This is a genomic window from Mesorhizobium sp. WSM4814, from assembly GCF_055811595.1.
Genome location: NZ_JBVVQT010000003.1, coordinates 380,843 through 396,890, shown reverse-complemented (window position 1 = coordinate 396,890; position 16,048 = coordinate 380,843). Strand labels below are relative to the sequence as shown.

Sequence of the window (16,048 nt, the reverse complement as noted above, 5' to 3'; positions counted from 1 at the left end):
CGAGCATTTGGTGCCAAACGTTGCGAACCGCCTGCAAAGCGATATGGTGCGCGCTGGAATCAGGTGATCGCCAGATGGACGCCTGGATGCAGAAGAGATCGGTCTTGGCGGCAATCATGATCCTGCTTGCGAACCTGCCTGTTCCCGTCAAGGTTGCAGGAGGCAAAGTCCGGGTCACCCGGCGCCTCATCCAGAGATTGCGTGCATTTCTGATCGCTGTCCTATCGATTGCCGCGATGGCGCCGGCGCAGGCCCAATCGAATAGCGGTTATGACCCACGAAGCTGGACTTACGATCCGGCAAGAAATGTGCTGGTCTCCCCTTCCGCTCCCGACCAGCCTTCCGATGCAGAAACCCGGCGCGATTGGTCGGCAATCCCGAGGGAGATCGTGCATTTCAGCGAGGCTCAACCGAAAGGATCGATCGTCATCAGCACCACGGAGCGGCGGCTTTATTACATTTTGGGCAACGGCAGGGCGTTGCGATACGCGGTTGGGGTTGGAAAGGAGGGTTTGGAGTGGTCCGGCCGCGACACGATTTCGAGCAAGAAGACCTGGCCGGATTGGCGGCCGCCGGCCGAAATGCGATCCAGGGAAGCGTCAAATGGCCGCTTCCTGCCTGCCCATGTCGAGGGAGGACCGAACAATCCGTTGGGCGCGCGCGCATTGTATATCGGCAACACGCTTTATCGCGTCCACGGCACCAACCAGCCATGGACCGTCGGACAGGCCAACTCCTCCGGTTGCATTCGCATGACCAATGATGACGTCATCGATCTTTATGACCGCGTGAAGATCGGCAGCCAGATCATTGTGCGGCATTGATGGCCGTTCCCGAAAGCCGCAAATGAGTGATTCCCAGTCGTGATACCTTTCAACATCAAGCAGCTCGAAACCTTTCTCCTGGTGGCGACCTTCGGAAGCTTTCGCAGGGCGGCTGAACGCCTGAATACCACACAGCCGGCGGTGTCCACCCGAATTGCCGGGCTGGAGGAAGCGCTTGGCGCCAAGCTGTTCGAGCGGCAGAGCAGCACGGTCAGGCTGACCGCCGAGGGACAACGGCTGCTGCCGCCTGCCCAACGGGTCCTGCGCGTCGCCGAGCGGCTGCAACTGATGGCCAGCTCTCTGTCAGAGACTTCAGAGACGACCAGGGTGCTGAGGCTTGGGGTCGCCGAAACGATCGTGCACACCTGGCTGCCGGATTTCCTCACGGCACTGAAGGCAAACTTTCCGCTTGTCGATACCGACATCGTCGTCGATGCGACGACGACCCTTCGCAACGAACTCATGTCACACCGGCTCGATCTTGCGGTGCTGATGGGCCCTGTCCTGGAGTACAGCATCGAGAATATCGAGATGCCGTCCTTTCCGCTTGTCTGGGTCTGCTCGCCGCAATTGGAATTGCCCGACCGGCGCAAGGTGACGCTGAACGACCTGATGCAGTTTCCGATCATCAGCTACGCCCGCACCACGCGACCCTACAGCGAACTCTACCGCAAGCTCACCGGCGAATTCGAAGAGACGCCGCGCATCTTTCCGGCCAATTCGCTGGCCGCTTCGATCACGATGACACTCAACGGGATCGGCATAGCCTCGCTGCCCGAGGGAGTCGTCCAGGACTATCTCGCAAGCGGAAAACTGCGCATCGTCGATTGCGAATGGCACCCGTCCGACCTGCAGTTTACCGCCTCCTACTCTTCCGAACCCTCCAATCCGATAGCGGAGCGGGCGGCTAAGCTGGCCGGCTGCGTTGCGCATGCCTATGCCGCGAGAACCGACAAGCTTAGGCCCGCGGTTTCTCAGCCGACCAGGGTGGCCGGCAGATAGATGCGGTCGCCCGAGAAGATCACATCCGGGCTCAGTATATGATCCATGTTGAGCACCACCGTCTCGGCCACATCCGCGGAATGGGTCCTGGCGATCAGGCGAATGCTGTCGCCGTTCTTGACCTCGACCCACTGGTAGCCGTCTTGCTCCAGCGTTGGATTGGTGCGGCCCGCAGGATTGCTGCTGCCGTCGGCATGCGCCTCGACATGGTCGCCGGAAACCCAGCCGCTATGCATTTCGCCGTCCGGCCCGAAACCTTCGACCGGTATCCAGGCCTCCCCTGACTGATCGGTCGAAGGCCCGGCGGTCTGCTCGACGAAGGTGCCGGCTTGCAGAACCGTCACCACGGTCGAATCCACGTCAGGCTGGGTCCGCAAGTTCAGGCCGTCATCGGCCAGCACGACAAGTTGTGGGAAATCTTCCGGCGGGATCTGCGGCGCGTCTGGCACATCCGAAGGATCATCGGGTTGCTGGGACGAGGCATCGCCATCCGGCTTTTTTGGATCGGCTGGAGGGGTCGGCTTCGCGGCCTCCCAAGGCTCCGCGAGCAGGGCGTCCAGCGAGAAGAGAAGCATTCCAACGCCGAAGGTGATGCCCAGAGTCCACCGATCCCATGCAGCCCATTTTTTGTCGGACTTTTCCGCCGCCGCGATATCAGCATCGGTTCGCGGCACTGAACGGCTATTCATCCGGTCCGTCCTTCTGGCCGACGCATAGAATTCCGCGCAGCCGAACGTGAACATGGTGCCGGCGACTGTGGCGATCGGCGCCGGCCAGGACTGCACCGTATAGAAGGCGCAGCCAAGCACATAGCCGGGTCCAGCCAGATATTCGGCCAGGTTTCGGATCACCGGTCTGCCGGTGAACGACTGCAGCATCGACTTCGTGCCATAGACGATGTTGCCGAGCGTGAACGTGCTGTTGACGACAAGATCCTTACCCTGGATCATCCCGGTCGCGGCACCTGGCGCTGCGGCGATGAATGTGGCTCCGCCGAGCGCGTTGAGGAACCGCCCGAACGGCTTGTGGGTTGCGGTTGCGTTGGGGAAGAGCGCCTGCGCACCGAAAACGACGCCTCGCACGCCAAATGCCACCGCTCCGGCGGTGGCGGTCCAGGTTGGCGGCAGCGAGCTCCACAGCATGTAGGACGTGCCCGCCATGGTGCCGAAGATGTCCAGCGCAGCCTGATATTCATTGGTCCGCGAATAAACCAGCGCGCCTTCCACAAGTGTCCGCTGATCCGGCGTCATCGAATTTTTGTGGGTTGCCCGAAATGTCGTCAGCTGCAGCACCGAGAGCGCATTGGTCTGATCCACGCTCATCCACTCGAACTGCTCAAGCGTGAACTTGCGGAACTGGCCGGGACTCATTTCCCCGTACTGTTTTGGTGTCACCGCTTCGATCTGCAGCTGGGTCATGGCTTCAGTGTGGTGGATCGTGAAGGCACCCCATTGATCGCGGGTCAGCACCGGAATCTGCTTCTCGGTCAGCCACGGCACCTGCTTGGGATCGAGCTTGGCCACGTCCACGGAATCGATCACTGTTTCGGAGATCGCCGGAACCTGGCGCTCGGTGAGGGTCTTCAGCAATCCGGCCTCGCCCAGATCCTTGAATTGCTGTGACGTGAACTTCGCGACCTGGCTGGGCTTGAACCATGGACCCTGACGCGCTTCCAACTTCGACATGTTGACCAGCTCGACCATGTCTCCTTTTATCGCCTGCAACTGTGGTTTCGTCAGGTGAGGCGTCAAACCGGTCTTGCCGAAATCCCGGAACTGCTGGTCCGTCACATTCCGGATGTGGCCCTCGGTCAGCCAAGGAATCTGTTTCCCGTCGAGGCCAGCAATATTGACCTGGCCTATCTTTGCCTTCGGGATACCGCGCAATTGGCTTTTGGTCAGATAGGGCAGCAAGCCGGCCTGATCCATGTCGCGGAACTGCTGTTCCGTCAGCTCGGCCACCTGCTCGCGCTTGAGCCATGGAATCTGGGTCGGCTGGAAATCGCCCATGACGACATCTGGCACCTGGTCAAGCGGGGTCGCTCTGACGCCATCTCGGGTGAGCGGTCCATTGTTCGGAGCGGGTTGGCCCTTGTTTGCTGGTGCGGCAGCGCGCGGTTCACCCACGACGTGCGATGCGTTGGATGCAACATCGCCTTCGTGGCCCGGCGCGACATTCGCTGCCTGATATGCCGCGTCCGCGAAATGTCCGTAGTAGTCTGCGTAGGTGCCGCCGTCCGCAATGCTCGGCTCCATACTCCCGTAGAGCGCCGCCATCTCGTGGACAGCCTGGGTGCGGTCGATCTCGCCGGCGGTGAAGCGGTCATAGATATCGGCTTGCGCCTGGTCGGCTCGCAGCGCGAGATTCGGCTTGCCGCCGTTGGCAGCAAGCTCATCGCCTACGATGTATTGAACCAGCGCCGCTTCGCCCTCCGACTTCAAGCGAGCGTCTACGTTTGCGTCCCGATGGGCTTGGCGGTTCGCGAAATCCTGGGGCAGCACGTCGATCGGGGCGTCGGTCACATGCGACAGTTCATGGCTGAGCGCATCGACGAATCCGGCGACGACCGCGTCATTGTCCGCGGCCGGCGTGCGGAACATATCGGCATCCACGGAAATCACGTCGAGCGATCGGTCCAACCCTGATCCGGTTGCAGTCAGATCCTGTTCCAGGCTCGGATCGAAAATCCGCAGATCGCGCCGCGCCGGATTGACGATGCGCACGCCTTTCGCGTGGGCATTCCGCAAGAGTTCCATCATCTCGGGCGACCGGCTGACCTGATCGGCAAGATCGGCCCTCATCGCGGTCATCTCGGGCATGCCAAGATCCTGCTGGATCATATCGTCCAGCATGCTCGATGCTTCCTGGCGGTTGGCCGCAATCTCAGCTTGTGTCAGCGGTTTTGCCGTAGACAGTCCCCACGACCCTTCAGCCGCCAGGCCCTGTTCCCGTCGCGGCGCCGGACTCCTGGGCACAATCGGGCCGTCGCCCGCCGGGGCCGGCGCGATGTCCGGGGGCGGCGAATTGTGCTTCACGTCCTGCTCGAGCAGCCGGTTGAGGTAATGCGCCTGCGTGGGCGTCAGTTCGCTGCGGGCCTGCTGGTCCAGCTGTTGCCGCAACGCTTTCCATGCTGGCCGGCTCATGCCGTCTGGCCGTCCGCCGGAGAGTTGGTCCGGATATGGCGCCACGCCCAGTTCCGGGAACACATCCAGCACGCGCTGACCAGCGAACCTCAAATCGCCGTGCGGCGATGCCGCAACCTCGGCGAGATAGGCGTCGAGATGCTGCAGAACGTCCGGCGTCAGTTGCCCCCCCGAAGTCTCCAGCGCCGAGAAAACCTTTTGCGCGCCTTCGGAGGATCCGGGATGGGCGCGGGCGGTACGGGCATGCGGGACAACATCCTTCCTCACCGAGCCGAGTTCCACCGTCGTTAGCGGCAATGGCCCATAGTTCACGGCGAGACCGGCGCCGTGGTCCGTGCGGTCCAGGCGGTTGAGCGGCCCGGCGCCCGTCTCGCGCGGAACGCCCTCGAAGGCGGGGCTGCGGCGCCAGGGTTCCTTGCCGCCTCCCAAGGGCGCAATGACGTTGTAGTTGCGGAAGAGGAGACGATCCTCGAAACCAGGCACCTTGCCTTCGGAGCTATAGTGGCTGGCGCCACCTCTCGCCGCCTCCTCCCAGAAAGAGGCTGCTCGTTGGCTGAGCGGGCCAGGCTCCCTCTGGGTATATCCCGGCCGGCCGCCTTCGCCGCCGAGATAGCGCAGCGTGCGATTGACGTAGGTCCCACTCACAGAGAAGCCAGCGATGGATAGTGAAACGCCAGTGGCTTTTTCGCTCTGGAACGTGTTCTTCGACAGCATCGGCGCCGATGCGACCCACTGGGCGGAGGGAGCCGCCGCCTCGTCATAAGCGAAATTCGGCCGGTATCCATTGGCGAAAAGTTTCTGGCCGTTCGCGTCGTTGGGGTGGACCGGGAGCAGGAAACCGGTGCCGTCCGGGCCATTGTTCTTCAGGCTGAGCTCGCCATAGACCTGCCGGCTGGGCAGCGGCACTTTGAGGCCGATGCCGAGTATCGATCCGCCGAGAGTGATCGTGCGGCCGTCGGGGCCGAGGATCGCCCCGGCAGCCAGCAAGGCGCCGTTGGTCGCCGCGTCGTTCAGCACGGGGCCGCCCAGGACATTGGCTTCGTGTTCCTGCAGGAACCAGGAAACAGTGGCGCGGTCGGACCGCCAGACCCCTTGCGCATCGGTGAAGAATGTCGGGGCACGCCACGAACTCGCCTTGTCGGCGTCCAGCAACCGTTCCAGCAGGACGGGCACCTCGCTGTTGATCTCGGTCCCGGCCTTGGGCTTGCTTACGGGCAGCGCGTTCTCCAGTGCGCTAGCGAGCGACTGCACCGCGGGGTCCGCGGATTTCTGCTGGTTGCCGGCGTAGCCGCGCATCTCTCGCCAAAGATATGGCGTCCAGGTGTCGTGGCCGGACAGAACCTTCTCATTGTAGCGGCCTTCCGGCGAAAGGTCGCCGGCGAGTTTGAACGAAGTCTCCGGCTGGAGCTTCGGACCGTAGACCCACGTGCTGCCACTGTCGGCCTGCAGAACCTGCATGAGCGCATCCTGCTGCGCGGCGGTCACCGCCTTGCCGGGCTTGGTGGCGCGCCCCTTGAAAAACGGCGAGGCGGCATTTGCCGCGGCGGCAAGGTTCGGATCGGTGGAGCGTGACGCCGCCTTGAGGTAATCGCCGACGATGCCACGGCCGGCATCGGTCCAGCCGGCTTCTCCCGGCAGCGCCCCGGCGGTAAGGAACCGCTCGCCGCCGGGCAGCCTGGCGTCGGACGACAGGCCGAGTTGGTCGATCACTTCTCCCGGCGACAGATGCGGCAGCTTGCCCTGCGCGCTGAACACCTGGAGGGTCGTCAGGCCGTTCTTCGAAAGCTGGCCGGCCGGCTTGGAGCCGGTGAACAGGCTGTTGCGGTCGGCGTTGAGCATTTCGCCAAGCGCATGATGCTGAGCCGGCGTCATCTCCGTGCCGGACTGAGGCAGGCTCCTGCCGCCGAGCTGCACCCTGGTCATGGTCACCGCATCGCGGACGACAGGATCGCTGGAACGTTCGAGGGAATTGAGGTAGTCGCCGACGAGCTCCAGCTGCTCGGGCGTCCATGTCGGCGCGGGCGTCGCCGCATCGTCGGGAAGCGCCGGCAAGGTCGTGGCCAGGGTTTCGCCGAGCGCCGAGCGACGGCTGACTTCCGGATTGTCGGCAGGTTTGAACGTATGGACTTCCCGTGCCGGGGTGTTGACCCTGAGCTGGCCGTTCGGCGTGGTTATCGAACCGCGCTTGGCGCGCTCGACGGTCTTGCCGGAACCCAAATAGCCGGCCTCCGTGGCATGCTCGCCCAATGGGACGATTTCGGGGACGATGTCGCGGGTCATGTTCGCCTGCGGGCCGGCGACGACGACCTTGGCCGGCCGGTATTTGCCGTCGGCCTCGACGTAGATGTCCTGTCCGGCGGTGACGCCGTCCTGCGCAACCGGCCGGTGATAGATGCTGTCGACCAGTTCGCCGAGCTTCGGATAGTCATAGCGGGGTTCGGTATTCGCGTAACGCGTGCCGATGCGCCGCAGGCCGGCTTTGACGGCGTTGAACGTCTGGCCGAGACTGTACGGGTTTGACGAGAAACGATTGATGACCGGCGTGCCGTCGTGGCGAACCGGGCTGGGGTGACCGGTGTCCGTCACGGCCGGTGGCTCGGTGCGGGCGTTCGGATCGGCTGTCCAGCGGCCATCGGCGCCGAGATAAAGCACCGGCAAGGAAGGGTCGAGCTCGACTGGAGCCGGCACCGACTCCGGCGTGGCCGTGATCGCCTTGGGTTCGGGTATGGCGACAACACGCTGCCCTTCCGGCAGGTTGAAATCGACGAGCATCTCGCCGGTATGGCGGTTGCCAACAGTGTAGCGCATCAACGGGCGGGTGCCTTCGGCGCCACCTTCCGACGGCTTCGCTCCGGAAGGGCTCGGCGTGCCGGTGAACGTCTTGGTCGCCGGGTCCCAGACGAGCCGCGAGCCGCTGTCGGCCGGGTGCGTCGTTGCGTCGCCGCGGGCCGGCGGAACCACGATCGGATCGCCGTCGGCGGGGACATTCTGCTCACGTGCGCCCTGGGCGTCTCGGTTGCCGGGATTCTGGGGATCGCCGCGCTCGCCCGGGGCGCTCGGCCCTTCGTCGTGGGCGTTGACAACCGTCCCCTCGATAACGGGGTGGCTGGGATCGTGGAAGACCAGCTTGTCGGTCGGGCGATGGACGCCGTCGGCGCCTTGCTCATGCACGACCATCGGCCGCGACGATTGTCCGCCGCCTGATGGATCACCATTGCCGCCGGGCGGTGGATTCGGCCCGTCGGACTCACCGGCCGGCAGCGCCCGCGGACCGGTTGGCCGGTTAGCCGGACCGGTGTTGTCAAACCCATCCCGGGCGCCGAAACCGGCTCCCTGCTGGCCGGACGTTTCGCCGGCCACTTCGCCCTCGATGATGATCTCGTTCGGATCCGGCATGACCTGCTCGCCGGTCGGCTTGTAGACACCGTCACTGCCCATCTCGTAGACGGCTCGCGGTTGCGGCCCCGATTCCGGTCCGCCAGGAAAACTGGCCGACGTATGAGGTCCACTGCGAGTTCCGCCCGCTCCTGGCATGTTGTACAACAGCGAGCGGCCGCCCAGGCCTGTGCCGACAGTGCCGACGCCTATGCCGACGATTGCGTTGGCGAGCTCGAGCATATTCATATCGCCCTCATGCACCAGCGCCGCCAGATCTTGCAGCGATTTGCCGAGCAGCGGAACACCGGTAGCCACGGCGGCGGCATCGAGGTCCCATGCTGCGGCGGGCAGCTTGCTGCCGCTTTGCATGAACGCCGAGACCTCATCGGCATACTTGGCCTTGTCTACCTTCACCTGGAATTTGCCGATGCCCCAGCTGACCTCCTTCATGTGGGTCATCCCGAAGCCGCCCGCGAAAGCCTGGCGCCCGGACAGGCCGGTCTTTGCCAGGCCGTACGTGCGCAGGGCGCCGGCGCCCACGGGCAGGAATGCGGTTACGCCGGTCGCGACATTCCAGGCCGACTGGCTGTCGAAGTCGCCGCCCTGCAGGAGGTGATCACCCTCTTTGATCAGAGCCTTGCCGCCAAGGATTGAACCGGCGCCGACGGCGATGGGAATGGCCCATTGGCCGCCCGGCACGAACGAGACAATGGTTGCGGCGCCCGCCAGAAGGCCCAAGCCTATGTCGCTGGCCTTGTCCCAGAAATCCACTTTGCGTGCGTCGGCCACTTCGAGTTCGTCGAGCGAAAAGCCATCCTTGCCGAGCGACATGTCGCCGCCCTTGGCCATGACCAGGTTGCCTTTGTCGCTGAACAGGCGATTCTCGTGCTGGAATTCGTCGAAGCTGCTGTAGTATTTACCAGCACTGTCGACATAGCCGGCCTCGTTGCCTCCGCTCTTGATCGCGAACAGGGCAGTCGATGATTCCACCCCGCCATCAAGCGAGAAGATCGGCACGATCTTGACCTCGGCGTCGTCGCCGGCGCGGTCGGCGATTTCGTCGACGACCTTCTCGACTCCCTCGCTCGATGGATCGAGGCCAAGGGTCTGCGCAACCGTACCGCTGAGTTCGCCGGGCGCATAGGGCTTGTATTCACCGGTGAGTCCGGATTCATAAAGGTTCTCGAACCGCACCCGATAGCCAGCCATCGCCTGATCCTGGCGTTCTTCAAAATACTGGTTTTTGAGTTTCGCCTCGTGCTCCTCCGAACCATATTCGAGAAGCTTGGGTTGGCTTGCCGAGAAAGCGTACCAGTCGCGCCCCGCCACCATCGCCGGCCGCACGTTTTGTTCCCAGTCCTCCAATCGGTCCTTTTGGGTTTCCGCCTGGTCGCGATTGATTTCCGCGGCGGCGACTTCGGGGGACACCCACAGCTTCTGGCCGTCCATCTCGATCTGGACCGACTTGCCGCTTTCGCCGATAGCGCCCGGCCCCTGCGCTTCGTAGGCCGCGGCAACCTCCGGCGCGACCCACACGTCGCGGCCGCCCACCGTGACCTTCACCGCCGTCTCGCCCGGCTTTAGGGTGCCAGCGGGCGCCTCGACCGTCCCCGGCCCGTGGTCGGTGATCGCCTGGTCGCGCGCCGCCGCCGCGTCGACGAGCGCAGTCCTCGCGTCTTTCAGTGCGGCATCAAAATTGTTGACCTGGACGTCGACAATCTTCGACCTGGCCGCGTCCAGCGCCGATTGCGATCCGTTTGCATTGGGTGTGCATACCGGCGCCGACGACGTGTCCGTCGAGGCCAGCATCTCCTGCCACTGCTTGTTGAGCGGATCGTTCCGGAAATCCTGCCTGATGCCGTCGTCGTTGAGGTCGTAGGTCAGGGCAGATTTATGGACGTTCGTGTCATCGCCGTTCTCGTCGGTGAACGTGGCGTTCTCATAGACGGTCACGACAAAGAGCTGGCCGTTCTCCTCGACGATGTCCTGCGACAGGATCTTGCCGGTAAACTCGCCGCGGCCATTGGTAAAGCCTTTCCAGTCGAAATGGTGCGGGTTTCGTTCCCGCGCCTGCGCAAGCAGTTGCTGCTTGAGAGGCTCCATGGTCACGGCAAGATCCGCCGCCGCTTTCTGCGCAATCCCATACTGCTGATATGCCTCGGCCAAGGTCACCTGATTGGCCGCGCCCCCCTGGAGCGCCTGCAGACCTTTAAGCCGCTCTTCGATGGCCGTGTATTCGGCGGTTCCGGGCTTGGCATCGGTCAGCTTCAGCTCGAGCTCGGTCGAGGCGACCAGCTGGTCGACGGTGGCCTTGTTGCCATTGGCGGTGTGCAGCGCCGAATCGATAAGCAGCTGGGCGACCCCGGCATGCTCGGCCCTGGCGTCCTGGTTTGCTTCCTCCGGGCTGGGACTACCCGGGCTACTGACGGAATCCTGGTTGGGATCGCTGATCGCCGGCAGGTCGACCTGTTTGTCGATGGCGTCGAGAAGGCTCTGCTGACCCGCCGCGTACTGGTCCGTGGCCGTGGCGGCAGCTTCGAGCGCGCTGTTGGCGAGGCTCAGCCGTTCCTGCGCTTCGGCCAGCGTACCCTTGGGTTCGGTCGGCTTCAACTCCAGCCCATAAGGCGCCAATGTGTCGTCGAGCGCCGCTTCGGCGGCTTCCATGGCCCCCTTGTAGGCGGGGTCCAGGGCGTAAACATCGAGCTGCGCCTGGCTTTGCACGGAATTTGCCTGCGCCTCGCCGTGGCGCGACACAGCGACGTTCTCGGCCGCGATCGCCTTGGCCACCTCCGGATCGAACCACTGCCAGGTGCCGTCCACTATCAGCGGCACCCAGTTGCCGCCTGAAGGCGCGGTTGCTGACGGCGGTTCGCCGAACGGGCCGACCGAGATCGGCGTGCCCTCGAGCTGCGGCGTGGCGGGGACGGGCTTGCCATAGGCTTCCATCGCAGCGACCACGGCCTGCTGTTTTTCAAGCGCGTCTGTGGTCCGCTCCGGCGTCGCCCCGCCGAACATGCCATCCAGCGCCGTCTTGACTATCTGGTCTTCCTTGGCCTGTTGCAGGTCACTGCTGTTCGGGTTGATGTCGAACAGCAGCCCGGCCAGCGCCTGTTGCGCGGTGCCGGCCGCGATATCGGTGACAGCGCCGGTCGCAGCGTTGGTCAGCGTGATCTTGCCGTCCGGCGACGTGGTCATCGTGTAGCCGTTAAACGTCACATTGACGGTGGTCCTGGTGGCGCCGTCGATCACCACCGTCTCGCCTGGACGAATAAGGTCGGGGTCGCGCGGCGTGGTGAACAGTTCCGGATTGCTTTTGGCGAGATCGTCCAGCGTCACGCCGTTGGCCTCGGCGATGTCGCTCAGATTGTCGCCCGGCTTGACGTCGTAGTCGATCGGCTCGCTGTCGTTCAGCGTCTCGACGACGGTCTCGGTGCGTCGGCCATCCTTGTCCACGACGATCGTCGTCTCGGTGTTGTTGACGGGGTCGACGATGGTGGTGGTTTCCTCGCCGGTCTCGGTGTTGCGCTCGGTCTGCGTAGTCACGCCGTTGCCGTCGACCTTGTTGGTCGTCTCGGTGCTTCCCTCGGTGACCGTCGCCGAGCGCGAACCGTGGTGGTAGTCGTTGTTGTAGGTGGCGGTCCTGCCGGTATTCGGATCCGTGACGACGATCTGCAGGGTCTCGCCAGGGTCACCGCCCTGCGTCACCTCGAGGCCGGCGGCGTTCATTTCGGCGATCACCTGCTCCGGCGTGAGCTTGCTCGCCTCGGCGATCTCGTCGATGCTTTTGCCGGCGGCAAGCTGTTCCTCGATCGCCGGCACGCCCGAGCCGTCCGCCGCCTGCGATTGCGCCAAGGTGGTCACTTCGCCGCCCGGAGCCGTAACCGTGGTTACCGGCAATGACGGGCCGCCGGCGGGCGTCACCGTTTGCACGGTCGAGCCGTTCGGCAGGTTGCTGGTGACGGTGACGGCGCCGTCACCACTGGTTTCGGTGGTTATGGTTTCACGGGTCTGGGGATTGGTCGTGCGTTCGGTGACCGCGCCGTCGCCGAGATCGTCCACGAGCGTCGTCGTGATCGCGCCGGTCTGCGCGTCGACACTGGTGGTTTCCTTGCGGCCGAGATCGTCACGGATCGGCGATGACGTCGCCTGCATGCCGGGGCCGGTCTCCTGGGTGTAGTAGCCGCCGTGCTGATAATCCTGGTTTTCGGTGATCGTGCGGTCTCCGGCGGTGATCACCACCGTGCGGGTGTCGCCGTTGGCATGCTCGGTCGCTACCGCCGTCATGCCGCCGGCATTCAGAGCCGCCACCACATCCTCGGGAGCCACGCCCTGCTCGGCGGCGATGTTGTCGATGCTTTTGCCACTATCGATCGCCTTGAGGATGTCGTTCGCCTTAACTTCTGGCGCCTTGACTTCTGACGCCTTGACGTCCGGCGTCTTGACTTCCAGCGCCTTGACTTCCGGCGAAACGACGCCGCCGCCGCCGAGATCCTGCATCGCGAAAAGCGCTGGCGCGGCTGTGACGCCGCCGTTGGCCATGGTCACCGCGGCAGGCAGTTCCGGTCCTGGCTGCGCCGGCGGAGTCGGCTGCGGCGCCGGGGCAGTCGGCTGCGCCGTCGTCAGTTCCGCATTGACCTGCGTCAGCCGCTGGCGGGCGCCCGCGGCCGCGTCGACCTCGCCCATCCTGTTGGCGAGCCGGATTTCGTTTTGCAATTTCGTGGCTTCCGCCCGCAGCCGCGTAGTCTGCTCGGCCTGGGCCTTTGGATCGACCCTGGGCGGCGGCGGCGACTTGACGGTGTTAATCGGGCGGATCATCAAACAACCTCCGAAGCCGGTCCAGTCCTGGTTCAGGCAGTCTGCCTGCCGTCAACGCCCCCGCGCCCGACGGTGGAAGCCCTGTTTCCTAACGGGGCGGCTTCCAATAAATGCCGAAAGCAGCGAGTTGCTCTTCCGACTTTCTTACTCGTTCTGCAGCATTCACTTCAGACTGCGCAGCCGTAAGCGCCGCCAGAATCTCGACGGCGGCGAACGCCGGCGCCATGCTGCGAAAGAACGACTGCGAATTTGCCGTAACGATGATGGTCTCGCGCGCGATGCGGGCCAGCGGCGACACGCTGCTATCGGTGATTGCCACCACGCCGACACCCTGCCTGGCCGACTGGCGCGCCACGTCGATCGTCATGCGTTCATAAGGCGACATCCCGACAGCAAGGAGCACGTCGCCGCGCCCCGCCCCCTGCAAGGCATCCAGACCATGTCCGCCGATCTCGCCGACAAGCGTCACCTTGCGGTCGCCGCCGGCCAGAAACGACATGATGTGAACGAAGTGGCTGGCGACCGGATAGAAGGAGCGCGAGCCGAGACCAAACAGATTGCGTGACCGTGCAAGGAGGTCGGCGGCGGCGATGAATTGCGAGGCATTGCCGTACTCACCCAGACTTGAGACCTGCGCAGCGAGCGTGTCGGCGACGACCCCTGCAGTCGAATATCCGGGAACGCCACCCTGGTCGGCACCGTGTCGCGCCGGCTCACCGGCGCCTGTCTCACGCAGCGCGCGCGCATAAAGGCTGCGCATATCCTCGTAGCCTTCAAGGCCAAGCCATCGCGCCAACCGCATCATCGTGCTGTGCGAAACGCCGGCCTGGTGCGCCTGCTCGCGCATCGACATCAGTGCGACATCCTTAGGATGATCCAGCACGAAACGCGCCGCCACCCGCAGTTGCGGCGGCATATTCTCGAAGCGCTCGACCAACAGCTCCGCCAAAGGACCTTGTTCCATTCTGCCATACCCCATTTCCCCCGATGGCAGGTTACTCCTCCTATGGTGGCAATGCAACAGTTGGAACCGAACTGGTTCATATATTCCAAGTGGACTTTCAATTTCGATCATGCTGCCCTAAGCTGGTGTCGCAACCTGCCGGCGTCGACGTGATTCCGGAGTTTGAAACTTGAATGATCCCTCAAGGAGACAATTGATGGCTGCTACCCCTCCCATTACGTCCGGCTCTGCCGGGTCACCGGAACAGAACCTGGACAAGATGATCAAGCATCAGGAGCGCATGTTTGGCCTCGAGATCACAAAAGAGATCGCGAAGTCCCAACATGACATGCTGATGAGCACCGCCAAGACGCTCGGCCAGTCGGCTGAAAAGGCCTAAGACGGGATTCTCGAACCATGCGCCGCCGCAAGCATCCGGCGGCGCACGTCCACGGCACGAACGTTTCGATGCCGTTGTCAGGCTGCGTCTGAATTGTCATCAGCGGGAGATGAAGTGGCATGACCGCTCATTCTAACGGCAAAGATTGGGCTAGCGGCAAAGATTGGGCTAACGGCCGCACCCCGGCATCGCGACATTCCGTTGCGCTCAGCGTAACGCACGGATTTCACGCGGGCGCCCAACTCAGCCTGGTGGAGCCTCTGTATACGGTCGGCTCAAGCACGGAGTCCGAAATAGTCCTCAGGGACGCCGGCATCGCGCCGGTCCACGCAAGGTTGCGGCGCAAGGGCAGTCAGATTGAAATCGAAGCCGTCGGCGGCGATGTCACGCTCGCCACCGGCGAGACCATCCGTGAAGGCCAGGGCCGCCGCTGCAAGCTGCCGCTGTCGATAAGCATCGGCGATGCCCATATCCGGCTGGTCAACCCGGAACGCCCGCCGAATCGCTGGTCTGTTTCCAATCGCCCCCTGCTGGTTGCGGGCAGCGTTCTCTTTGCTGTCTTCGCTGTTTCCGTCGCCGCCAATGGATTCTCCTTCGCCGAGCCGGACATTGGCAAAAAGCTATCCGATAAACCGATCACAGTGGCCTTCGCCGGCGAGGCCGCGCAGAGTGTCCTGGACGATTCATCGCCGACACTCAGCGCCGCCGACGCGGAACGCCAGCTCAAGCTGCGCCTCGAGCAATCTGGCATCAGCACATTGACCGTTCAGCAATCACCTGGACGGCTCGTGGTCTCGGGCATGATCGCCAATGACAAGAATGCTGCCTGGACCGAAACGCAATCCTGGTTCGACCAGGCGTTCGGCGCGCACATCACCCTCGCCTCCAATGTCATGGTCGGCAACGCCGAGCAGGCTCCGCGCCTGAGGCTGCAGGCGATCTGGTATGGCGAGCGGCCCTATGTCATCGCCACCGACGGCGCACGCTATCATGAAGGCGCATTCACCAATGACGGCTGGACCATCAAGCGCATTGGCGAGACGGAACTTCTCCTGACGAAGGGCGGCGCCACGGTCGCGCTGAAATATCCGTGAACCGCCGGCTTGAAGGGCCGCGATTCGATACGGCAAGGATGGACACAACCGGCCGCGAGGTGCGGCAGGCGGAAGGCGTGCGCGGTCAGGCAATCAACCGTCGGCGGATGAATGGCGTCGACAAGGCCGCAAGCCGGGCCCCGGGGACGACATCGGCCGCTGGCACGGAAAAGCCAGGAACCGCGGAATTCCAGTCCTCTCGGGGTACGGCGGGCGAATCGCTCGACGAGGCGCTCATCAACTTCGTCATGCCGAATATTCCCGAGCCTGCAATCCTGCGTCGCTCGGTACCCATTCTCCAGCATTTTGTAACGCATCTGGTTGCCGGCCTTGAGGGAGGCGAGCCACTCAAGACACTTGCCAGAACGCTGATGGAGGATGAAATCGAGCGTCATCGCGATCTGCTTGGCCGGATACAGGAAGGAATCGAAACCTGACTGATCCGGATG

At 63.7% G+C, this 16,048-nt stretch carries 7 protein-coding genes; 5 read left to right on the top strand and 2 right to left on the bottom strand.

All coding sequences use genetic code 11. The features are described 5' to 3' along the window. The first annotated feature begins 86 nt into the window (after positions 1-86). Positions 87-824 (top strand): L,D-transpeptidase, encoded by a 738-nt coding sequence (locus AC0L2V_RS08175; protein WP_473519858.1) that lies wholly within the window; start codon positions 87-89, stop codon positions 822-824. A 39-nt stretch (positions 825-863) separates the two neighbouring features. Further along, positions 864-1,826 (top strand): LysR family transcriptional regulator, encoded by a 963-nt coding sequence (locus AC0L2V_RS08170; protein WP_473519857.1) that lies wholly within the window; start codon positions 864-866, stop codon positions 1,824-1,826. Here AC0L2V_RS08170 and AC0L2V_RS08165 read toward each other — a convergent pair. After that, positions 1,799-13,162, bottom strand: a complete 11,364-nt coding sequence (locus AC0L2V_RS08165) for a LysM peptidoglycan-binding domain-containing protein (RefSeq protein WP_473519856.1) — start codon at positions 13,160-13,162, stop codon at positions 1,799-1,801. The genes AC0L2V_RS08170 and AC0L2V_RS08165 overlap by 28 nt on opposite strands. Before the next feature lie 88 nt (positions 13,163-13,250). Further along, entirely contained in the window at positions 13,251-14,111 is an 861-nt protein-coding gene (locus AC0L2V_RS08160; RefSeq protein WP_473519855.1) for a MurR/RpiR family transcriptional regulator, read from the bottom strand. Positions 14,112-14,322: 211 nt separating this feature from the next. Here AC0L2V_RS08160 and AC0L2V_RS08155 point away from each other — a divergent pair, with 211 nt between their 5' ends. The 3 genes from AC0L2V_RS08155 to AC0L2V_RS08145 all read left to right on the top strand — a co-directional run bounded on the left by AC0L2V_RS08155 (position 14,323) and on the right by AC0L2V_RS08145 (position 16,036). Then, complete coding sequence (locus AC0L2V_RS08155; protein ID WP_135901656.1) at positions 14,323-14,505, top strand: hypothetical protein; 183 nt, start codon at positions 14,323-14,325, stop codon at positions 14,503-14,505. 119 nt (positions 14,506-14,624) lie between these two features. After that, complete coding sequence (locus AC0L2V_RS08150) at positions 14,625-15,599, top strand: SctD/MshK family protein (protein ID WP_473509694.1); 975 nt, start codon at positions 14,625-14,627, stop codon at positions 15,597-15,599. Positions 15,600-15,637: 38 nt separating this feature from the next. Next, positions 15,638-16,036 (top strand): hypothetical protein, encoded by a 399-nt coding sequence (locus AC0L2V_RS08145; protein WP_091590145.1) that lies wholly within the window; start codon positions 15,638-15,640, stop codon positions 16,034-16,036. Positions 16,037-16,048 lie beyond the last annotated feature (12 nt).

Excerpts from the sequence above, each read along its gene's own strand:
- AC0L2V_RS08175 (WP_473519858.1), top strand. The coding sequence starts at position 87 with ATGCAGAAGAGATCGGTCTTGGCGGCAATCATGATCCTGCTTGCGAAC.
- AC0L2V_RS08165 (WP_473519856.1), bottom strand. The coding sequence starts at position 13,162 with ATGATCCGCCCGATTAACACCGTCAAGTCGCCGCCGCCGCCCAGGGTC.
- AC0L2V_RS08155 (WP_135901656.1), top strand. The coding sequence starts at position 14,323 with ATGGCTGCTACCCCTCCCATTACGTCCGGCTCTGCCGGGTCACCGGAA.
- AC0L2V_RS08150 (WP_473509694.1), top strand. The coding sequence starts at position 14,625 with ATGACCGCTCATTCTAACGGCAAAGATTGGGCTAGCGGCAAAGATTGG.
- AC0L2V_RS08145 (WP_091590145.1), top strand. The coding sequence starts at position 15,638 with ATGGACACAACCGGCCGCGAGGTGCGGCAGGCGGAAGGCGTGCGCGGT.